We start from the raw sequence: 18,118 nt of genomic DNA, 5'->3' as shown, positions 1-18,118 counted from the left end.
GACATGGCTGATACCGTCACTGTACTTTGCCGTATGCCCCATGGCCTGCGTCTGCGCCTCTCCCCTGAGGGAGACGCAGAGCGCCGCGCCAAGCTGAGCGAGGAAAAGCGTCCTGATCTGAGCCCGGTCGGCTACGTCAAGGAAGTCGAGATCAAGGGTGCAAACCGTGCACCGGATTACCACCCGAAGGACAACGTGCTACTCGGTCGGGTCGGCCGCACCACGGTCGACAAGACGTTCTGGGATGCGTGGCTGAAGCAGAATGCCGACAGCGATCTGGTGAAGAACCGGTGCGTGTTCGCAGAGCAGACGGAAGCCCGCGCGAATGCCAGGGCAGACGAGTTCAAGGCCGAGAAGACCGGCTTTGAACCCCTCGACCCCGAGGAAATCAAGCGCAAGGGCCTCGCTGCGGCTGAAGAAGCGGCCCGCGCCCGGGTAGCAGCCTGATGAGCGGGTCGGCCACGTCACAGCCGGGCGTCGTCACGTTCGATTATGAGACGTGGTCGGCCCTCTATCCTGCGCTGGCGTCGAGCACCAACCAGACGCAGGCATCGGATTTTTTCGATCAGGCTGGAGATACCCTCAACAACACGCCTCGCAGTCCGGTCCAGAACCTCGGAAGACGGGCGCGCCTGCTCAATCTCCTGACGGCTCATATCGCGCAACTGAACCTGCCGGCTTCTGCCGGGGGAAATGGTGCTGGCACAGTCGGTCGCATTGCCTCAGCCTCCGAGGGCTCGACCTCGGTTTCCTTCGACATGGGCGCGCAGTCGGGCTCGGCGGCGTGGTTTATGCAGACGCAATACGGCGCGATGTTCTGGCAGGCGACGGCGTATCTCCGGCAGATGCGCTTCGTTCCCGGACGCTCGCCACGCGCAAGGATCTGGCCCTGATGGCAAAGACCGCAATCAAAGGCATGGCCCGGCTTCAGGCGACGCTGAACGGCAAGGTTCAGGGCGTGCAGAAGAACTGGATGGCCCGGCTGCTGGAGCGAGTTCTTCGCAGGTCTGCTCAGATGCAGATGAATATCGGCTTCTTGGAGGGGGCGACTTATCCCAAGAAGAAGTCGGGCGATCGGGATAAGAGCGGCCTCGCACCTGGAGCAGCATATGCTGACGGCCTGCCAGTAGCAGCCATCGCTTATCAGAACGAATTCGGTGGTGAGATCGAAATCCCAGAACACGAGCAGAATATCTACCGCTCAGTCGCTGCTGACGGCTCTTTCCGCAAAAATGGAAGATTCGTCAAAGCCAAATCGTCTAATTTCGAAACAACACACACCGTTCCAGCACATACCGTCACCATCCCTGCGCGGCCCTTCATGCGCAACGCCATCGCCAATAACCGGGATCAATGGCCTGCGCTGTTGGCTGCGGCTCTCAAGCAGGCAAAAGGGGACATAGACAAGGCCCTCGACATAGCGGCTGAGGCGATCGTCGGACAGGTCCAGGAGGAAATCCGGAATCTTGGTGATCCTGCCAATGCTCCATCTACCGTCCGATCAAAGGGCTTCGACAAGCCCCTGATCGACACCGGCCACATGCTGAACAGCGTCGGCTACGAGGTCGTCAGTGATTAACGTCTTCGCCATCACCAATGCCGCGACGAACGTGGTCAACCCGCCCGTTCAGGCCATCCTCCGGGTCTCGGATGGGGAGACAGTCAATCCGGACTTCAGCGTCACGCCCCGCACGACGGACCTGCTCTGCACGATCAAGGTCCAGGCGCTCAGCACGTCGGACCTCCAGCGCATTCAGAACATCACCCAGCAGTCCGATATGAGGGCCGTCTACATCGCGGGCGGCATCAAAGGGCTGAACCGGGCGCTTCAGACGGGCGGCGACGTGCTGAACTTCTACGGCTCGGACTGGCTGGTGACGCAGGTTCTTGAAGAATGGGGATACGGACGATGGTCCAAACTTGTGGTGACGCGCCAGACGCCGCCAGCTCAGGAATAACGTTCACCCCCACGGATAGCGCGCTCTATCTGGCTCTGGGTGAGTACCTCAAGACCGTTCTCCCCTCGCCTTTCCGTATCCGGCAAGGCCAGCAGAACAGAACGCCGTCCCCGCTCGGGCCGTATTGCGTGATGCAGCTCATCACTACGCGCCTGCTGGCTACGAACGGCTGGTCCTACACGGACACATCTCGTGTCGTCACGGAAATGCGTGAAGTAGCCGTACAGGTCACAGCTTTCGGTTCCGGCGCAGGCGATGCGCTCAAACAGGTCTGCGGACTATGGCGTGATTTCTACACCACCGACTGGTTTCGAGCGAACGGCCCGATCCTGTCCCCCCTGATGGCGGCCGAACCCCGCCAGCTCGGCTTCTCCAACTCGGAGAACCAGTACGAAGACGCCTGGTCCGTCGATCTGAAAATGCAGGTCAACTACCAGCGCACCATCCCGCAGCAATTCGCCTCCGAGGTCACTGTGACCACGATCGAGGCCGACACACTCACAACGCAGGAGTAACAGCCAGTGGCTGGTATCCCCATTTCACAGGTGGTCTCTGTCACCCCGAGCGCGCTGACTGCGGCTGGCGGCGTGGCGTTCATCAATGGTCTGATCATCACCGAGAATGCAGTCATTCCGGCTGGGACTGTGGTCGCATACACGACGGCAGCAGCCGTTTCGACCGCATTCGGTGCGACATCGACGGAAGCGCAGATGGCAGCCGTTTACTTCGGCGGCTATACCGGGGCGAATGAAACACCGAGCAAGCTCTACTTCGCGGGCTTCACGTCCGGTACAGCCTTCCCCGGTTATCTTTCCACGCTGATCGGCGCGACGCAGGATTTCGCAGGCTTCACAACGGCTTTCGAACCGGTCCTGTCGGACAAGCAGGCGATTGCCGCCTGGGTGAGCGAGCAGACTGACCGGTTCTGGTACGCTGCTTGGGACACGGATGCGCAGGCGACCACGCAAAACAGCACCGAGGCGTTCGGCGTTTGGCTGACAGCGCAGAGCCTCGACGGCACCAGCGTGTTCTACAAAGATCCGCTTGTTGCAGCCGGGGCGCTTGGCTGGATGGCATCGCTGGACTTCGACGCCACGGACGGCCGCAAGAACCTGTTCGGCTGCCAGTTCTCCAGCGTCGCAGCCACCGTTACGGATGGAACGACGGCCAGCGTCCTCGCGGCGAACGGCTATTCGTTCTACGGCATGCACGCCAACGGGCTGGGCCGCTTCACCTTCCTGCGTGGCGGCATGGTCTCGGGCCAATTCAAGTGGGCTGACAGCTACATCAACCAGATCTGGATGAATGCCTCCTTCCAGTCCGACATGCTCACGCTGCTGCTCTCTGCGGGAAACATTCCCTACAACACACAGGGCGATGCGCTGATCTCGGCTGCCGCACAGGATACGATCAATCAGGCGCTGGCGTTCGGCGCAATCCGCGCTGGCGTGGAACTGACGACTGCCGAGGCGCAGGAGGTCAACAATGCGGCCGGGCTACCCATCGCCAGCACGCTCCAGACGCGCGGCTGGTACTTCCAGCCCAATGCTTCGACGGCCCCCGCGTCGGACCGTGTGGCCCGAACCTCTCCCCCCTGCAAGTTCTGGTACACCGACGGCCAGTCCGTGCAGTCCATTAACCTTGCTTCCGTTGAGGTTCAGTAATGGCCGATACCTTCATTACGTCAGCCAATGGCATCATGACGCTGACAATCGCCTCGCTTTTCAATGCGCCGATCACGCTCCAGAACTGGGGTACAGACCGGGCATGGGAGCAGGAAGCCGTGGAGATGCTGGAATCCCAGATGTCGATTGATGGCGTCCTGAACCGTGGCTATATTCCGCGCCCGGTTAATCAGACGCTCACCTTTTCTGCTGCCTCTCCGTCGCTGATTTATTTTGAGGCGATCATCGCTGCCCAACAGTCCACGCTGACGGCAATCTCCCTTGGCGGCGAACTGACTGTCCCGGCAACCAAGCGGAAGTACACATTTTCGAATGGTGCGCTTATGACCGGCAGTGTCGCCCCAAATGGCGGCACTGTCCTTGAAGCTCGGGCCTTCACCATCCAGTGGGAGAAAGTCTTCCCGGCAGGTATCTGATGAAGCAGGTCGAATGGAGCCCCGCGTCTGGTGATGACGCGGGCAAGAAGTTCATCATCACTCGCATGTCTGCCTTCGCAGCGGACAAGTGGGCCCGGCACCTTTCGAAGGCCGTGATCCAGAGCACGAACAAGATGTCGGAAGCGATGCTGGATCAGGCTGTCCGGCGCGCGATGGAGGAAGGCATCCTCGGTATCGCCTCCATGTCCATGACAATCTTCGCCAATATTGACGACGAGGCGTGCGACAAGGCTTTCGAGGGGCTTCTGAATTGCGTTCAGATTGTCCGAATGGAAGGGACAATGCCCGTCAATCTGACTGACGCGGACATTTCGGATCCGCAGACCCTGACAGACCTGCGGTCGGAGGCGTTCAATCTCCATGTGGGTTTTTTCAAGGCCGCGATCTTCCAGAGTTCCCCGCTCGCGGCATCCCTGATCCGGGCAGTCGGCCCCGAAAATCCGCCAGCCCCGTAAACCTCTCGCGGATTATGGCAACGGTCATCGGGGAGAGAATGGCAACGCTCCACGAACTGATGACCGTCTACGATAGCGAAGACATGCTCCTGATGTGGGAAGCAGCCATGGTCACGGCGTACAACAAAAGTTAGGGCCAGCATGCCGAACGTCATTGACAGTCTGGTCATTCAGCTTGGCCTTGATGGTCGAGGTGTCGCCAAGGGCGCACAGCAGGCGTCCAAGAGTCTGGGCCAGGTCGAGCGCAGCGCCACCAAAACGCAAAGCGCATTGGCGGACAGCGGAAAAGCTGCGGCGGACGGGTTTTCTCGTGCCCGCACGGAAGCCCTCGCCTTGTTGGCTGTCTTTACCGGAGGTCGGACGCTCAAGGCATTCACGTCCGAGATCACCCGGTCCAATGCCGAACTCGGCTATATGGCGCAGCGCCTCAATCTGGATCCGCGCCGACTGTATCAGATGCAGCGTGCTGTCATGGCCGTGGGCGGTTCGGCTCAGGAAGTCGGCGCGTCCTTCCAGGCGATGCAGGGCATGTTGGTTGATCCGTCGCAGGCCGGGAACCTCCAGCGCATCATGGGCCAGCTCGGCGTCCAGAACTATACAGACCAGCATGGACACATCCGGCAGGACATTCTCCAGCAGCTCAACCGCGCCACACAGGGGATGGATCAGGGCGTCAAAAACACGCTCCTCTCTCAACTCGGCATTGGCCCAGGCGAGATCAATCTGATCGACCAGACGACGGCCGCCTTTGATAAGCTGCAGGACCAGTTCCGCAATACTGGCCCAACTGCCGACCAGATCCGTGACAGCCAGCAGCTTTTGAAAGACTGGACGGACCTGACCACGACGACGGAAGGTCTCGGCAGAGCGATCCTTGGCGATCTGACTCCGGCCATTGACGGCATAGTGACGCGCCTGACGGCATGGGAAAAGGAAAACCCGGATCTTGCTCGCCATATTGGCGAAATCACGCTGGGCGTGGTCGGGCTTGGAACGGCGCTCGGTGCGGTCGGGACCGCGATAACTGGCATTATGGCAATCCGCGGCATCAAGGCCCTGCTGATGGGCGGAGCAGCTATCGAAGCCCTTCACAGCGCGGCTTGTGGCTGTGAGTGCAAGGGCGGTGCGGGCGCGGCATCAGAAGGCGCGGCCAAACGGCCGGGCGTGGCATCGGAAGCCGAGAGGATGGGCGGCGGCAAGTTATCGCCCTATCTGGCAGAAGGGACGGATGCGGCCGGTACCGGCTTGACGCTTGGGCGCCTTGCGGCGTTCGCCACGCGCCTGACCGGATGGGGTGCGGTCGGCTATGCTGCCCTCCATGCTGAAGGTCTGAACAAGGGCGAAAGCGCAGCTGTTGATCGCCTGCGAGCGCGGGGCGCGTTCGGTCCTGATCCTTTCGGCGCCTTTGCCAAAAGCGTGGCCGGGATTGAGGGCGCACGCTACGACCAGATGGGCGGCGCGGGTGGAAAGTACGCCGGGAAGTATCAGATGGGTGCCGGTGCCATTCAGGACGCGGCCCGACGCCTGCATGAGGCAGTTCCGACACAGGATCAGTTCCTTCATGATCCCGCGATGCAGGAACGGTTCTTCAAGGCTTACACAGAACAGAATGCGGCCACCCTTAGTTCTAAGAGCGAGGACTTCCGGAACGCCTCCCTGTCTCGTCAGTATGCCATCCTCGCCTATGCTCACAATCAGGGTGCGGGCGGCGCGTTGAACTGGATGCGGACCGGGCAAGTCGGGCATGATGCGTTCGGCACGGCCGGGACGCGCTATTCGGACGCGGCGACTGCGGCCATCGCGGCGCAGGGTGCTTCAGGGAGTGTCACACACACGACTGAGGTCCATGTCGGGGACGTCCACATCCACGCGAACACGGACAACCCTCAGCAGCTTGCGCAAGACTTCCACCAGGAACTCCGGCGTACGCTTCCCCTTATCAACGCGCAAGGACAGGCCTGATGGCGTTCGCCGACGTTGCTCTCCCATCCGTCTGGGACATTCCGGTCGCCGTTGGTGTCCCCGCCCTTCTGGGGCAGTCTATCGGCGCAGGGGTAGATGCTTCCGCCTCGGCCGCTCTTGCTGGCGTGGTGGAGAGCTACATCACCAATCAGGCTGCAAAGCAGTGGGGGATATTCGATTCCACGAACACGCAGCTTCTCACATCTGGGCGCGTGATGGGGATCGAGTACAAGAACAGCTACATGGTCTCGGATGCTCCGATCGCGGCCAGCGATCAGGTAGGAGGCGGTTTCGCGTCCTACAACAAGGTGAAGATGCCCTACTCGGCACGGGTCATCATGGTCTGCGATGGAACAGAGACCGGATCGGACGGGATCCTATCCGCCATCACAAAGCTGATCCCCAATCTATCGGGCAAGACCGGACAGCACGTCCGGGCATCTTTCATCTCGACGCTCGAAAGTCTTTGCGCGGACACGAACCTCTATTCCGTGGTGACGCCTGAGTTCACGGCGACGAACGCCAATATCCTCGGGTACCGCTGGCGCCGCGAAAGCCGAAGTGGCGTGACCATGCTCATGGCGGAGATCATGATCCAGCAGATCCGGAATACCGGCACGGCGGCCTATACCAACACGGCCCAGCCTCAGGGCGAAGAAGCCGTCCAGAACGGAACGGTTCAGACGACAACCCCTTCCCTGCCCGTGCAGACTTCTCTTCTGGGAGTGGCCTTGTGACTGCCGTTCAGATCCCCTTAGCGGCGACAGCCAGTCAAACCCTGAATGTCATCCTGAACCAGCAGCTTGTCCGGCTCGACGTCTATCAGCGGTCAACCGGGCTCTACATGAATGTCTGGATAAACGACGCGCAGGTCGTGGCGGGGGCCATCTGCCAGAACCTGAACCCGGTGGTGCATGCGGACTATCTCGGCTTGGGTGGTGACTTCATGTTTGTGGATACGCAGGGGAGCGACGATCCGGCCTATGACGGACTGGGGGCACGATATGTGCTGACTTTTGTGGAGACTGGAAATGGCTGATGAGAATTTCGAACTCTGGCTGGCCAAAGAAAAAGCACGACACTCCGAAGCCTCAGACAAAGAAGCGCGCGCCAGCCTCGACCGCACCAAAGGCCGCGCCACCACCCTGATTGGCTTTATGGTGACGCTCGCGTCCGCCAGCGTGGCTGGGGCGCTTTCTCAGAAAGGTTTCCGGAAGGAAGCCTCTGTTCTGGGTGCGTGCGGATTCATAGGGGCCGCCATCCTCTGCGCGCGCGTCCTCTATTCAACGCGCCTGCATCCACTCATGCTCTCGCCCACGCAGTTCGATGCGGTCATGCATGACGACGATGAACGGTCACAGGAAGGCTATTTGAAAGCCTTCAGCGAGTATGCAGAAGACGTGATCGTACACAATGAGACCGTGATCAGCCGCGTGCAGAAATACCTTCGCGCCGCGTGGATCGTCGCATGCGCTACGCCTTTTTCAGTCCTGCTATTTTGGGCGCTTTGGCGCGCTGGCCGGTAAAGGCTGTTTGCGCGACCCAGACGCGCTATCATGCGCGATCTTCTGCGGCCTCGCAGCGGCGACAGCACTCATGCGAGATGCCTGGGTAGGCTTTGGCTTCGGCGGCTCTTTGCTCATCTCTTGTTCCCCTGCTGACAGATCACCTCAGCAGCCGCCCCGGAGTCCGGTCAAACGGCCTCAGGCTCGACGCAGAGCCTCATTGATGCGGGTCTGCCAGCCGGGCCCGGTGCTCTTGAACTTCTCAAGCACGTCCTGATCTAGACGCAGAGAGACGGAGCGCTTCGTGGCAGCCTTCTGAGGACCACGAACGCGCCTCGCCTTCGCCAATGCGGGCGCGACCTCTGCGGCCGGTCTCATAGCCTGAAAGTCCGCCTCGGTCAGTTCCGGGTTATCGCTATCGAGTGCAATGCCCTGATTGATCCGGGCGTCTTCCTCGTCAGTCGGCATGATGATGTTAGTCTTGCGAGACATAGAGCGATACCTCCCGTTTGTTGGCCTTTCGCAGGCTGATGATCCGAACGATCCGCGTTTCGATGCTGTACACCAGAACATGAAGGCGGTTGCCAATTGGGCCGAGCGCAACAAGGCGCGGCTCGTTCGAAGACTGGCTGGCCCTGATGAACGCCGCGTCCCATTCGAAGCCTTCGGCGCTCACGAAATCAACGCCATGCTTCTCAATGTTGCTCAGGCGCTTGGTTTCGTCCCAGTCGTATCTCATGTCTTATTGTATATACGGATAGACTGAAGAAGTCAATCAGATTGTATGTACGATTTAAAGGGGGTGGCGTTTCACCACCCCACGGCAGAGCGGAGTCGGGTCAAGTTTGGGGAGGTGAGGAACTGAGGCGTTTTTTAAGCGAGACCACTTTTTTTTTATTCGCAGCAGTCGGGAAAAGGTTCGCCAGTTCAGCCGCGCATTGATACGCTTCGTTTGGGCGCTTCAATCTCTCGAATATTGCAATCTTTGCACCTAAGGCAGTTCTTTTGTTCCATTTCTCTTCAGAGAATTGTGTCGGATGAGCGCTGTCGATGCAGACGAGCAGTTCTTCTAGGAGGTCAGTATCGGTGATGACCGGCTTGAATTTAAGAATCTTATCGACACGAGCGCAAACAATGTCGAGATTTCCTCTGTGAAGTTCAGCATCAATATAAAATTTTTCGTCGTCGATCTCACCAGAAAACGAAAAGCAGAACTCGCCTAAATCCTTGTCTGATAGAATTATTTTCTTTCGGTCAGGGAGTATTTTTTTAATATCCTGCAACTTGTATTCGTCAGTCATGAAGGATGCTATCTGTTTCCCATTCTCTATAGAGAACAAAGCGGTTTCACGCTTATGGTCAACATTCGTGCCCGTGATGGCGCATAATTTTCCATCATCTGAAATAACGCAGGTTCTAAAAAAACCCGAAAGAGTTAGGCAGCGCACCTGGTCGCCAGAGACAAGATACAACGTAGATGTGTCAGTCGCCTTATTTCTTTTGGCCAAATCAGTATAGAAAAAACAAAATTCGCCAGAATTTGATAGACAGACCCCCTCAAAAAGCAGCCCGAAAGAATCTTGAGGGTAAGAAAAAATGCACTTACTGTTGTGAGATAAGACATACTTAGATGAAGTTTTTGCGTGGACTGCATCTAACTTCCACCGACCATCCGGTGATATAGCGAGATAATCAGGGGAATTTTTTATATCTGACTGAGATATAGTTACTTGGAAAACCCCCTTATTTTCTTTTCTAAAAAACCTCGGCCACTTCATCTCTTTCACCCTCTCAATTTTATGAGCGTGAGGGTTCAGAAAGAGTCGTGTCAATGATTGTCCTGGTAGTCTGGATCAATAAGCCGCAACTCACTGTCTAGCTTGGCTCTCTCTTGCTCCAACTCACTCAAACGGCGGATGATCGTTCCTTTCATCACGTCTGGCAGTCCAGCAAGGCCATCCGAAAGAGCGCGCCACTCCTTCATGATGATACTCATCCGCTGATGCAATTGTTCAACGCGTTCTGCGTGAGACGGGCGCGATTGCTCCGACTTATCCTGCGTCGGCCACGCAGAGTCTTTTATCCACCAGGCATCTTGATTGAGGCTCGTCGCAAGACGGGCGGAAATCTCCGCGTTCATTGATCGCGAGTTCCCTGCGGCAACCTCTTTGATCGCTTGGAACAGATCTGCGTCGAGCCGAATGGTGATTGAGCGCGTGGATGAATCGGACATGCGAGAAAAATAGAATGAGTGCAGAAAAAAGTCTTGCACTCAAATATGCACTCATAATAAGCATTATATGCACCCATGAGTGCAAAAGGAGTCTTTATGAAACGAACATCATCCCTAACTCTGAGATTGGATAGCGATCTGCTTCGAGCGCTCAAAATTAGAGCGATAATGAATGATCGCTCTGCAAACAAAGAGCTTTCGGCAATTTTGAAGGAAGTTCTGAAAACAGAAAAGGCATCAGGGGCCAGTTTGGCGACCACCCCCGATGCCTCTCAACAGTGAGATCGAAGGAACACTGCAATGACAGATGTTATCACGAAAGCCGTTGAAGGCTCAAACGTAATCGCTCCCGCCATGCACGACGGCGAACTGCGTATCCTCGATACAGATCTTGCGACGCGGTTGGGTTTTGACCGTCCGCGTAACATCCGCAATCTGATCAAGCGTTACGGCGCAGATTTGGACAAAATGGGACCCCGCTTCACAGTGGAGCGGGTCATTAATGGCGGAACCGCAACGGAAACCTACCTCAACAAAAAGCAGGCGATCTTCATCACAGCAAAGTCCGAGACGGCTGAGGCAACGGAGATCACAATTGAGATCATCGAGAAGTTCGACGCCTATGAGCGTGGCGAGATCCCTGCCCCCAAACCTTCCATCCCCCAGACCTATGCCGAGGCACTGATCGAGGCCGGGAAGATGGCGATGGAGCGTGATGAAGCGCTGTCGGAAGTCGAGCGGCACAAGCTGGCACTCGGTGAGGCCGTCCCCAAGGCAGAAGCTCACGACTACCTTGCCAGCCTTCCGGGTGAGCAGGGTGTGCGTGATGCAGGCAGGGAGCTGAAGGTCGGCCAGAAATGGGTGACGGACTATATCGATGGCCACGGCTGGTCATGCTTTCAGGGGAAGAAGCGCGTCCCGGCTCACTATGGGCTCAAGATGGGCTACGTTCGCCTCGTGCCGGAGACCTACAAGCATCCGTACACGGGTGAAGAGATGGTGAAGCACGAATTTCGCATCACACAGAAAGGCCTGCGGAGACTGGCGGAGATCATCGCGGCCACGAAAGCCAAGAACGAAGCCAAGACCGGCCTTCGCAATCTGGCTGAAAAGGTCGGTAAGCCCCCTTTCGCCAAGAAGCCGGAGCCGATGTCATGAGCGCGCTGGCCACAGCAGACGGACAAGACTTCGAGCGCAAGATGTGCCTGCTCGTCACAGGACAGGCCCGTTGGTCGCAGCGGCTTGAGAACGATATCCGCAACTTCTGGGGTGACAAGCTCTGCGGGACACCCAACCCGGAACGGCACTTATCAGCCGCCGCGCAGAAAGCGCTCGTCGCCTTGTATGAGGCATACGGGCAGTCAGAAGAAACACAACGGGCGCTGGAACCCGCCTGACTACGGAGCCGCCCTTCGGGGCGGCTTTTTTATTGCCTGAAAGGATCGCCGAATGAGCGGAACAACCACGGTCACGGCCTCGCGCCGCAAGCCGAGCTTCACCAAGAAGCAGATTGACGTGTCTTTCACCGTCCCAACCGGGGCCATCGGACCGGGTAGCTCGGCGGACAAGGTGACGCTTTCAGGATTGCGGGTTCGGGCCACCGTAACGAACGCGGGGATGTTCACGGGGTCACAACTCTCCCTCCGCGTTGAGGGCATGACGCTCGCCATGATGAACCGGCTTTCGGTGGTCATGGCCATGACGAACGCCAACAACCAGACGAACACGCGTTTTTCTGGCGCAACTGTTCAGGTGCAGGCGGGGGATGCTGGCGGGACGCTCTCAACCGTGTTCATCGGCGATATTGCGGAAGCCTTCGTGGATTTTTCCGGAGCGCCATCCGTGGCTTTTCAGGTGTTGGCTTACGACACGCTGAGCCTCAAGGTGACAACGGCGATCCCGACGTCCTACAGCCAGCCAACGCCAGCCGCGACGATCTTCAGCGAACTGGCGACCAAGGCCGGCCTGACTTTCGCAAACCATGGCGTGAAGCAGACGATCAACTCGTTCTATGAGGCGGGCGACCTCATGAAGCAGATCGACAAGCTTGCCCACAGCATTCACGCCGTCTATCGGATCGATACGGTCACGGGCATGCTTCATGTCTGGGGCCGATCGGATGATGGCACGCAGAGCAAGACTACGGTCAAGCTCAGCAAGGCAACCGGTCTCGTCGGATATGCCGCTTACAACCAGAACGGCATTGGTGTGACGGCCTTTTTCAATCCGGCTCTGCAATACATGGTCCCGTTTCAGCTTGTGAGCGAGTATCTCCCGGAAGGCTGGGTCAACAATCAGATGGGGCAGAGTATCCCGCAGATGCCATCATCTGGCCTCTGGAAACCAACACTCATCACCCATGACATCGCCGCCGAGTTACCGAACGGCCCCTGGTTCACGCAGATGGCGGCCATCCGGGCAGATGTCCCTCAGGCAAAGGCATACTGATGTCGGGAACAGCATCCTCCTTCGTTGGAATCACGCAGGGGAACACGGACAGTAGCGCGATCGACGCGGCCGTACGACGCAACCTGTCTGATCTTGGAACAAACGTCCTCGTTCAGGTGTCTGCCGTGCACGCCGGTAACGGTATCGTCGGAACGGTGGATGTCACGCCGATGGTCCATCAGCAGACCAGCGATGGGACTGCCGTTCCTCATGGCACAATCTATGGTGTGCCGTATCTTCGCATTCAGGGCGGGACATGCGCTGTCATCGTTGACCCGGTGGCGGGCGACATCGGCTACATCATCATTTCCGGCCGCGATCAGTCGAACGTCGTGGCGACCCGCGCCCCGGCCCTTCCCGGCAGCTTCCGTCAGCACTCCATGGCGGACTGCGTCTATGTGGGCGGGTTCCTGAACGAGGCCCCTGCGCACTACGTCCAGATCACCACGGATGGCGTCCGAATTGTCACGACTGGCAAGGTCACGGTGCAGGCGTCCGAAATGGACGTGAACTGCAATCTGAATGTGTCGGGCACGATCAAGGCAACCGGCGATGTGCAGGCTGGCTCCGTCTCGCTGGAAAGCCATGTCCACGGCGGTGTTCAGTCCGGATCGAGCAATACCACCCCGCCAAAATAGCCTTGTACCTGGGCCCAGAACAAACTACTGTCCAGATAAATCCCCAGACGAACGTTTTGCTCGGGATATTCCATGAAATCGCTACTTCTCGACCGCACGACGTGGGATCTCTCCGTCGATGCGAACAGAAATCTTGCCGTCTGTACGGAGCCATATTCCGTTCTTCAGGACGTGGCCACGGCAATCAGAACATGGATCGGTGAGTGCTGGTACGACACCAGCCTTGGCCTTCCTTATGACAGCGGCATTTTCAACGGTTTGTCCTCCGTCCCCCTCCTGCGGGCGCAGGCAGAACAGGCCGCTATGGGCGTGCCGGGCGTGTCTGCAGCGCAGTGCGCACTTATTGGCCCCCGGGCTGACCGATCCATAGGCGGCGTCATTGCCGTAACGCTCACGACAGGAGAGACGCAGAGTGTCCAGTTCTGACGCCACCACGTCTGTCCCGTCTGCCTCACTGACCGATGCTGGTTTCAGCGCCCCTGCGGAGACAGACATTCTCGCGGGTGTCCAAGCTGACATCACTGCGGCTCTCGGCGGAAACGTCAATCAGGCGCTGACGACGCCGCAAGGCCAGCTCGCCATGAGCGAAACGGCCATCATCGGCGATTGTCTTGACCAGATCCTTGCCGTCTTCAACGGAATTGATCCGCGAACGGCTTCAGGCCGGATGCAGGATGCGATCGGATATATCGCTTTCCTCACGCGCAATGAGGGCGAGACACGGGCAGCTTTTGAATATCGCCGCCAGAACAGCGTGGCGCAGTATAGTGTTGGTGCCAATGCCTCAGTTCTTGGCGCCATCCTCAGCATCGAAGGTGTGACGGACGCCTACGTCACGGACAATCCGAACGGAACCTCGCTTCTTACTGGCGGCATAACGCTGGACCCACACAGTCTCTATGTCTGCTACACTGGGAACAACGTCGATCCCGCTGCCGTGGCTCTCGCGATCATCCAGCGGAAATCGCCTGGCTGCGGCTACACCGGCTCCAATAGCATCACCATTCAGGATCCGGCCGCCGTCTATAACGGCAATGGCCCAAAATATACGGTGAAGTACGACACTGCCATTGATACGCCGATTTATTTCAACGTGCAGATCGTCAATTCAAACGCCGTTCCGTCAACGGCTTTGGGGCAAATTCAGGACGCGCTCATTGCCGCCTTCACCGACGGAACGGTAACGCAGCCCCGGCAGGGCTCCACCATCCTTGCCGCACGGTATTATTGCGCAGTCGGGAATATCGCGAGTTGGGTTCAGCTCGAAGGCATCACGATCGGCACAACATCTGCGGCTGGCGAGCAGCGGATCGACCTGAACCTCAATCAGGCACCTTCGATCTCCGCTGCGAATATCACTCTGACACTGGTGTGACATGCTCAATGTATCAGAGACGATCCTTGCGCAATTCGCAAATAGCCCGTCTCTCAGGACGATTATCGAAGGCTTTAACCAGGCCGTAGACCCGCGGGCGCTGACAGATGCGTGGTACGACAGCGTCTGGAATCCGCAGACCGCAGTGGGCTGGGGATTGGACGTCTGGGGCCGTATTGTCGGTGTCAGCCGCGTTCTTCAAGTCGCAAATACCGGATTTTTTGGCTTCTCCGAGGCTGTGCCTGACTCCCTCACCTTCGGTGAAGGCGTTTTTTATAGCGGGTTCGGGGCAAGCTCAAATTTCAGCCTAACAGATGACGCCTTCCGGCGCCTGATCTTCGCCAAAGCTGCGGCCAATATTTGGAACGGGTCCATCACAGGGCTGAATGCCATCCTGATGATACTCTTCGGAGACAAAGGCCAATGCTACGTCACCGATAATCAAGACATGACGATCACGTATGTATTTGGATTTACGCCAACACCTGTGGATCGTTCGATCATTGGTTCAGGTATTCTTCCTCGACCTTGCGGTGTGAGCACAAGTTACATTTTCACGCCTTACCTCGACGTCGACACTGATTTCGGTGGGGATATCCTATGAAACAATCTGATTTTCCTTCCAAAATTGTCATTCCCTTCGCGGGTAATGCCTCTAATTCCTTTGTCAGGGACATTCCCCAGACAACGACAGACCAGACCGCTGCGTCTTTTGATCAGGGCTTTCCGGCTGATACCTTCACAGCAACGGTCGCAGGCGGCACGCCTCCTGACGGAAAAGATTTCAACGGCATCCTGCGATCCTGCGCATCGTCACGGGCCTTCTCCGGCAGTATTGCCTCGGATACGTGCCTCAGTTTGATGCAGCCTATCAGACTGCTGTTGGTGGCTATCCAAACGGATGCATTGTGCAGGACGCAACGACGGCTGGCATCTATTGGCAATCCACAGCAGACGCAAACACCACAACGCCAGGCGCATCTGGATCATCGTGGGTCAGGGCAGGCTTTTATAAAGCGACGTCTAGCACGCTGATCCAGACGTCAAATACAGGGAATATGATTGTTCCTGCCGGCGTCTATCTGATGCGTTTCCGTCTGCGTGCAGGGGGCGGTGGTGGCGGGGCTGGCGGTGGAAACTCTACTTCCGCTGTCTCGGCAGGCGGCGGTGGCGGCGGTGGTGGCTGGATCGAAGTCATCATTGCAGTCCAGCCCGGCAACAACGTTTCATGGGTAGTCGGCGCAGGCGGCTCTGCTGGCGTCAACAACGGAACATCTGGCACATCTGGCGGCGACACGATCCTGTATGTCTCCGGCGTTGAAGTGGCTCGCGTCACTGGCGGTAGCGGTGGAGCAAATGCGACCGAAGGCAGCGTTGGTGCGGGCGGTGTCGGCGGAACGTCCAAGGTGACAACTGCGGTTGGATATGCCGCTGAGGATGGCGCCGGCGGTGGTTACGGCATCTATGCCGGCGTCAGTCAGGGATGGGGCGGAACAGGCGGTCCATCGTTTGGTAAATCCTTCGTTCAGGTCACAGGCCAGAACACGACGGGCATAACCGGTCAATCTGGCGGCGGTGGCTCGGGCGGCACAGGTACCAGTAATGGTGGCGCTGGCACGGCAGGAGAAGTGATCTATGACTTCTGAAATATATGCCATTTATCTGACCTCCGCACAGGGCGGCATGCCGGTCGGATATGTAGTGAACAATATCGTCTGCCCTGCAGGCACGGCGCCGACCATTACAGGTGGGCAAGCTGCTGTTGCAGACGCGGAGCGGAAGTATCCGATCGGAAGCACTTACGCGGTCAGCGCATCATGACCTGGGCGCCATGCCAGCGGGTCGTGAAAGCTGACGTCCCACCGTCCTTCAGGGTTCGGGGTATTTCCGCCCCCGTTCTGCTTTGTTGGCCAGGGGCTTTCCTCAATAGCGCCGCAGACTACAGCGTCGATTTTTCGGGGCAACTCTGCTGCGAAGAGACACTAACGAACGCAGCCTTTGCCGTATCGGGCGGGGTCATCGGGTGGTCAGGAAAGCCCACCTTTACGGAAGCGATCGCGACCGCATGGATCACTTGGGTCGCTGCGGGGCCACAATCCGTGGAAGTCACCGCAGTAACCAGCGGCGGCCGTACGCTCTCCGCAATCATTCAAATCACTGTCTTGTCTTCGAATGCACTTCTCGCGGGGCAGGATCAGGCCGTGGCTCCGAATGTTCTTACGCTGCCGGATGGCACGCGCATCACCACGGCTGCTGGTAACGACCTGCTGGCGCAATAGACTGGATCACACATGAGCGAAACAACAACAACGGGCGCCTCGGGTGGCCAGTCTCTTACGACTCTTAGCGTGGCAAGCGAAATTCAGCCGACTGACAAGGTTACCGGGGTTTTCTCTGGCGCTGTGCAGAACGGGACAGTGGCTGATCTCGTCGCGGCGGGGCTGCCGGAAAGCGTCGTTCAAACCAAAGACCTCGATGATGCCCTGAGTGGTGCGGCTCTCGGTCAGTACACTGCGCAGGCACAGGCCAGCGCGCAGCAGTCCCAGACAAGCGCCAACCAGTCGCAGGCATCTCAGGCGGCGGCGGCCGTTCACTCTCAGGCAGCCGCGCAGTCGGCGTCTGATGCTGCCACGATCCTGACAGGCGTCAAGCAGACACAGACGGAGGTCGAGGCCACTTCTGCGTCCGCCCAGAATGCTGTCGCTGGTGTCGCGGCAGATGCGGGTGCTGCAAAAGTCCTGCTCACGGCTGCTTTGTCCGGTACCGTCCCCCTGACCTATCGGGGCTACTGGAATGCCTCGACCAACACGCCACAGCTTGCAAACGGCCAAGGCGCAGAAGGGGATCTATGGGTTGTCTCCGTGGCCGGCATGACGTCCCTCGACGGACATGCCGTCTGGGCTGTCGGAGATGCCGCCTGGTTCCATAATGGTGCCTGGCAGTATTATGCCCGCGCCGGATGGGCAGCCGTGGCCCAGACGATTACATCCCTGGGGGAAGTCCGCGCCGGGACAGCGCGTCTCCTGCCCGGACAGGCCGGCCATGCTTTCATGCTGACAGACAGCTATGGTTTTCTTGTCGCGCAGATCGGGGCTGATGGATCCTACGCATCTGATCAGAGCAGCCAGCCAGCTTTCGGCCTGACGGATGCCGGCATTTTCGCTAACGGTCTCCAGCTCCTGCAAAGTCAGGATGCCACGGTGAAGCTGCTGGACAAAGCAGGCTTTCCGCTGCGACTGGATCCGCTGTCAGCCCCAGCTGATGCATCGCCTGCCCCTGTCACCAAACGGCAGCCGGGATGCCTGGATGACGCAGCCGAACTGTATGCGACAGGAGACGTCTGGCAGTCCGGTGGCGAGGCGCATACCTGTCTCTATCCCAATGCGAACAGCGCCATTTGGAAAGCCGATCTTGGCGTAGCG

29 protein-coding genes are annotated in these 18,118 nt (G+C 58.3%); 25 read left to right on the top strand and 4 right to left on the bottom strand.

Annotation, left to right across the window (positions count from 1 at the left end; all coding sequences use genetic code 11):
* Positions 1-3: 3 nt before the first annotated feature.
* The 12 genes from HKD24_RS02945 to HKD24_RS02890 all read left to right on the top strand — a co-directional run bounded on the left by HKD24_RS02945 (position 4) and on the right by HKD24_RS02890 (position 8,023).
* The gene (locus HKD24_RS02945; protein ID WP_194258953.1) at positions 4-447 is read left to right on the top strand and encodes a hypothetical protein; all 444 of its coding nucleotides are present in this window, start codon (positions 4-6) and stop codon (positions 445-447) included.
* Positions 447-893: a DUF4054 domain-containing protein gene (locus tag HKD24_RS02940; RefSeq protein WP_194258952.1), complete on the top strand. Its 447-nt coding sequence runs from the start codon at positions 447-449 to the stop codon at positions 891-893. Before HKD24_RS02945 ends, HKD24_RS02940 begins: the two co-directional genes overlap by 1 nt.
* Complete coding sequence (locus HKD24_RS02935; RefSeq protein ID WP_194258951.1) at positions 893-1,579, top strand: hypothetical protein; 687 nt, start codon at positions 893-895, stop codon at positions 1,577-1,579. The genes HKD24_RS02940 and HKD24_RS02935 overlap by 1 nt, the downstream gene beginning before the upstream one ends.
* A complete protein-coding gene (locus HKD24_RS02930; protein ID WP_194258950.1) occupies positions 1,572-1,958 on the top strand; it encodes a hypothetical protein in 387 nt (128 codons plus the stop codon). The genes HKD24_RS02935 and HKD24_RS02930 overlap by 8 nt, the downstream gene beginning before the upstream one ends.
* Positions 1,910-2,473, top strand: a complete 564-nt coding sequence (locus tag HKD24_RS02925; protein WP_194258949.1) for a phage neck terminator protein — start codon at positions 1,910-1,912, stop codon at positions 2,471-2,473. The genes HKD24_RS02930 and HKD24_RS02925 overlap by 49 nt, the downstream gene beginning before the upstream one ends.
* A 6-nt stretch (positions 2,474-2,479) precedes the next feature.
* On the top strand, positions 2,480-3,622 hold the full coding sequence (locus HKD24_RS02920) for a DUF3383 family protein (protein WP_194258948.1): 1,143 nt from the start codon (positions 2,480-2,482) through the stop codon (positions 3,620-3,622).
* Positions 3,622-4,059, top strand: coding sequence for a phage tail fiber protein (locus HKD24_RS02915; protein ID WP_194258947.1), 438 nt, complete (start codon positions 3,622-3,624; stop codon positions 4,057-4,059). Before HKD24_RS02920 ends, HKD24_RS02915 begins: the two co-directional genes overlap by 1 nt.
* Positions 4,059-4,535 (top strand): phage tail assembly chaperone, encoded by a 477-nt coding sequence (locus HKD24_RS02910; RefSeq protein ID WP_194258946.1) that lies wholly within the window; start codon positions 4,059-4,061, stop codon positions 4,533-4,535. Before HKD24_RS02915 ends, HKD24_RS02910 begins: the two co-directional genes overlap by 1 nt.
* A 141-nt stretch (positions 4,536-4,676) precedes the next feature.
* On the top strand, positions 4,677-6,497 hold the full coding sequence (locus HKD24_RS02905; RefSeq protein ID WP_194258945.1) for a phage tail tape measure protein: 1,821 nt from the start codon (positions 4,677-4,679) through the stop codon (positions 6,495-6,497).
* Positions 6,497-7,234: a hypothetical protein gene (locus HKD24_RS02900; protein WP_194258944.1), complete on the top strand. Its 738-nt coding sequence runs from the start codon at positions 6,497-6,499 to the stop codon at positions 7,232-7,234. Before HKD24_RS02905 ends, HKD24_RS02900 begins: the two co-directional genes overlap by 1 nt.
* On the top strand, positions 7,231-7,536 hold the full coding sequence (locus HKD24_RS02895) for a phage baseplate plug family protein (protein WP_194258943.1): 306 nt from the start codon (positions 7,231-7,233) through the stop codon (positions 7,534-7,536). Before HKD24_RS02900 ends, HKD24_RS02895 begins: the two co-directional genes overlap by 4 nt.
* On the top strand, positions 7,529-8,023 hold the full coding sequence (locus HKD24_RS02890) for a hypothetical protein (RefSeq protein ID WP_194258942.1): 495 nt from the start codon (positions 7,529-7,531) through the stop codon (positions 8,021-8,023). The genes HKD24_RS02895 and HKD24_RS02890 overlap by 8 nt, the downstream gene beginning before the upstream one ends.
* A 177-nt stretch (positions 8,024-8,200) precedes the next feature.
* Here the strand turns inward: HKD24_RS02890 and HKD24_RS02885 are convergent, their stop codons facing one another.
* The 4 genes from HKD24_RS02885 to HKD24_RS02870 form a co-directional block, all read right to left on the bottom strand.
* Positions 8,201-8,494 (bottom strand): BrnA antitoxin family protein, encoded by a 294-nt coding sequence (locus tag HKD24_RS02885; protein WP_228124129.1) that lies wholly within the window; start codon positions 8,492-8,494, stop codon positions 8,201-8,203.
* Positions 8,478-8,741, bottom strand: coding sequence for a BrnT family toxin (locus HKD24_RS02880; protein WP_194258941.1), 264 nt, complete (start codon positions 8,739-8,741; stop codon positions 8,478-8,480). Before HKD24_RS02880 ends, HKD24_RS02885 begins: the two co-directional genes overlap by 17 nt.
* Positions 8,742-8,841: 100 nt before the next feature.
* Positions 8,842-9,834: a hypothetical protein gene (locus tag HKD24_RS02875; protein WP_194258940.1), complete on the bottom strand. Its 993-nt coding sequence runs from the start codon at positions 9,832-9,834 to the stop codon at positions 8,842-8,844.
* Positions 9,831-10,274 carry an Arc family DNA-binding protein gene (locus tag HKD24_RS02870; protein ID WP_194258939.1) on the bottom strand — a complete coding sequence of 148 codons (444 nt, stop codon included), beginning with the start codon at positions 10,272-10,274 and terminating at the stop codon, positions 9,831-9,833. Before HKD24_RS02870 ends, HKD24_RS02875 begins: the two co-directional genes overlap by 4 nt.
* 57 nt (positions 10,275-10,331) lie before the next feature.
* On the opposite strand from HKD24_RS02870, the gene HKD24_RS02865 reads away from it, so the two are divergent.
* The 13 genes from HKD24_RS02865 to HKD24_RS02805 form a co-directional block, all read left to right on the top strand.
* On the top strand, positions 10,332-10,517 hold the full coding sequence (locus HKD24_RS02865; RefSeq protein ID WP_194258938.1) for a FitA-like ribbon-helix-helix domain-containing protein: 186 nt from the start codon (positions 10,332-10,334) through the stop codon (positions 10,515-10,517).
* Between the two features lie 18 nt (positions 10,518-10,535).
* A complete protein-coding gene (locus tag HKD24_RS02860) occupies positions 10,536-11,393 on the top strand; it encodes a phage antirepressor KilAC domain-containing protein (protein WP_194258937.1) in 858 nt (285 codons plus the stop codon).
* Positions 11,390-11,632: a hypothetical protein gene (locus HKD24_RS02855; protein WP_194258936.1), complete on the top strand. Its 243-nt coding sequence runs from the start codon at positions 11,390-11,392 to the stop codon at positions 11,630-11,632. The genes HKD24_RS02860 and HKD24_RS02855 overlap by 4 nt, the downstream gene beginning before the upstream one ends.
* A 52-nt stretch (positions 11,633-11,684) precedes the next feature.
* The gene (locus HKD24_RS02850) at positions 11,685-12,683 is read left to right on the top strand and encodes a baseplate hub protein (protein ID WP_194258935.1); all 999 of its coding nucleotides are present in this window, start codon (positions 11,685-11,687) and stop codon (positions 12,681-12,683) included.
* On the top strand, positions 12,683-13,321 hold the full coding sequence (locus tag HKD24_RS02845) for a Gp138 family membrane-puncturing spike protein (RefSeq protein ID WP_194258934.1): 639 nt from the start codon (positions 12,683-12,685) through the stop codon (positions 13,319-13,321). The genes HKD24_RS02850 and HKD24_RS02845 overlap by 1 nt, the downstream gene beginning before the upstream one ends.
* 72 nt (positions 13,322-13,393) lie before the next feature.
* The gene (locus HKD24_RS02840) at positions 13,394-13,747 is read left to right on the top strand and encodes a hypothetical protein (protein ID WP_194258933.1); all 354 of its coding nucleotides are present in this window, start codon (positions 13,394-13,396) and stop codon (positions 13,745-13,747) included.
* The gene (locus tag HKD24_RS02835; protein WP_194258932.1) at positions 13,734-14,696 is read left to right on the top strand and encodes a hypothetical protein; all 963 of its coding nucleotides are present in this window, start codon (positions 13,734-13,736) and stop codon (positions 14,694-14,696) included. Before HKD24_RS02840 ends, HKD24_RS02835 begins: the two co-directional genes overlap by 14 nt.
* Before the next feature lies 1 nt (position 14,697).
* Complete coding sequence (locus HKD24_RS02830; RefSeq protein WP_194258931.1) at positions 14,698-15,300, top strand: DUF2612 domain-containing protein; 603 nt, start codon at positions 14,698-14,700, stop codon at positions 15,298-15,300.
* Positions 15,297-15,731 carry a hypothetical protein gene (locus HKD24_RS02825; protein ID WP_194258930.1) on the top strand — a complete coding sequence of 145 codons (435 nt, stop codon included), beginning with the start codon at positions 15,297-15,299 and terminating at the stop codon, positions 15,729-15,731. Before HKD24_RS02830 ends, HKD24_RS02825 begins: the two co-directional genes overlap by 4 nt.
* A gap of 23 nt (positions 15,732-15,754) precedes the next feature.
* Positions 15,755-16,342, top strand: coding sequence for a glycine-rich domain-containing protein (locus HKD24_RS02820; protein ID WP_194258929.1), 588 nt, complete (start codon positions 15,755-15,757; stop codon positions 16,340-16,342).
* Complete coding sequence (locus tag HKD24_RS02815; RefSeq protein WP_194258928.1) at positions 16,332-16,517, top strand: hypothetical protein; 186 nt, start codon at positions 16,332-16,334, stop codon at positions 16,515-16,517. The genes HKD24_RS02820 and HKD24_RS02815 overlap by 11 nt, the downstream gene beginning before the upstream one ends.
* Positions 16,514-16,975, top strand: coding sequence for a hypothetical protein (locus HKD24_RS02810; RefSeq protein ID WP_194258927.1), 462 nt, complete (start codon positions 16,514-16,516; stop codon positions 16,973-16,975). The genes HKD24_RS02815 and HKD24_RS02810 overlap by 4 nt, the downstream gene beginning before the upstream one ends.
* 12 nt (positions 16,976-16,987) lie before the next feature.
* Positions 16,988-18,118, top strand: a 1,131-nt coding sequence (locus HKD24_RS02805) for a hypothetical protein (RefSeq protein ID WP_194258926.1), incomplete at its 3' end; no start/stop codon positions are given.

Source organism: Gluconobacter vitians, from assembly GCF_015244565.1.
Taxonomy (GTDB): domain Bacteria; phylum Pseudomonadota; class Alphaproteobacteria; order Acetobacterales; family Acetobacteraceae; genus Gluconobacter; species Gluconobacter vitians.
This window is presented reverse-complemented; position numbering and strand designations above follow the sequence as displayed.

Excerpts from the sequence above, each read along its gene's own strand:
- HKD24_RS02945 (WP_194258953.1), top strand. The coding sequence starts at position 4 with ATGGCTGATACCGTCACTGTACTTTGCCGTATGCCCCATGGCCTGCGT.
- HKD24_RS02940 (WP_194258952.1), top strand. The coding sequence starts at position 447 with ATGAGCGGGTCGGCCACGTCACAGCCGGGCGTCGTCACGTTCGATTAT.
- HKD24_RS02935 (WP_194258951.1), top strand. The coding sequence starts at position 893 with ATGGCAAAGACCGCAATCAAAGGCATGGCCCGGCTTCAGGCGACGCTG.
- HKD24_RS02925 (WP_194258949.1), top strand. The coding sequence starts at position 1,910 with ATGGTCCAAACTTGTGGTGACGCGCCAGACGCCGCCAGCTCAGGAATA.
- HKD24_RS02915 (WP_194258947.1), top strand. The coding sequence starts at position 3,622 with ATGGCCGATACCTTCATTACGTCAGCCAATGGCATCATGACGCTGACA.
- HKD24_RS02910 (WP_194258946.1), top strand. The coding sequence starts at position 4,059 with ATGAAGCAGGTCGAATGGAGCCCCGCGTCTGGTGATGACGCGGGCAAG.
- HKD24_RS02905 (WP_194258945.1), top strand. The coding sequence starts at position 4,677 with ATGCCGAACGTCATTGACAGTCTGGTCATTCAGCTTGGCCTTGATGGT.
- HKD24_RS02900 (WP_194258944.1), top strand. The coding sequence starts at position 6,497 with ATGGCGTTCGCCGACGTTGCTCTCCCATCCGTCTGGGACATTCCGGTC.
- HKD24_RS02890 (WP_194258942.1), top strand. The coding sequence starts at position 7,529 with ATGGCTGATGAGAATTTCGAACTCTGGCTGGCCAAAGAAAAAGCACGA.
- HKD24_RS02885 (WP_228124129.1), bottom strand. The coding sequence starts at position 8,494 with ATGTCTCGCAAGACTAACATCATCATGCCGACTGACGAGGAAGACGCC.
- HKD24_RS02880 (WP_194258941.1), bottom strand. The coding sequence starts at position 8,741 with ATGAGATACGACTGGGACGAAACCAAGCGCCTGAGCAACATTGAGAAG.
- HKD24_RS02865 (WP_194258938.1), top strand. The coding sequence starts at position 10,332 with ATGAAACGAACATCATCCCTAACTCTGAGATTGGATAGCGATCTGCTT.
- HKD24_RS02860 (WP_194258937.1), top strand. The coding sequence starts at position 10,536 with ATGACAGATGTTATCACGAAAGCCGTTGAAGGCTCAAACGTAATCGCT.
- HKD24_RS02855 (WP_194258936.1), top strand. The coding sequence starts at position 11,390 with ATGAGCGCGCTGGCCACAGCAGACGGACAAGACTTCGAGCGCAAGATG.
- HKD24_RS02850 (WP_194258935.1), top strand. The coding sequence starts at position 11,685 with ATGAGCGGAACAACCACGGTCACGGCCTCGCGCCGCAAGCCGAGCTTC.
- HKD24_RS02845 (WP_194258934.1), top strand. The coding sequence starts at position 12,683 with ATGTCGGGAACAGCATCCTCCTTCGTTGGAATCACGCAGGGGAACACG.
- HKD24_RS02840 (WP_194258933.1), top strand. The coding sequence starts at position 13,394 with ATGAAATCGCTACTTCTCGACCGCACGACGTGGGATCTCTCCGTCGAT.
- HKD24_RS02830 (WP_194258931.1), top strand. The coding sequence starts at position 14,698 with ATGCTCAATGTATCAGAGACGATCCTTGCGCAATTCGCAAATAGCCCG.
- HKD24_RS02825 (WP_194258930.1), top strand. The coding sequence starts at position 15,297 with ATGAAACAATCTGATTTTCCTTCCAAAATTGTCATTCCCTTCGCGGGT.
- HKD24_RS02820 (WP_194258929.1), top strand. The coding sequence starts at position 15,755 with ATGATTGTTCCTGCCGGCGTCTATCTGATGCGTTTCCGTCTGCGTGCA.
- HKD24_RS02815 (WP_194258928.1), top strand. The coding sequence starts at position 16,332 with ATGACTTCTGAAATATATGCCATTTATCTGACCTCCGCACAGGGCGGC.
- HKD24_RS02810 (WP_194258927.1), top strand. The coding sequence starts at position 16,514 with ATGACCTGGGCGCCATGCCAGCGGGTCGTGAAAGCTGACGTCCCACCG.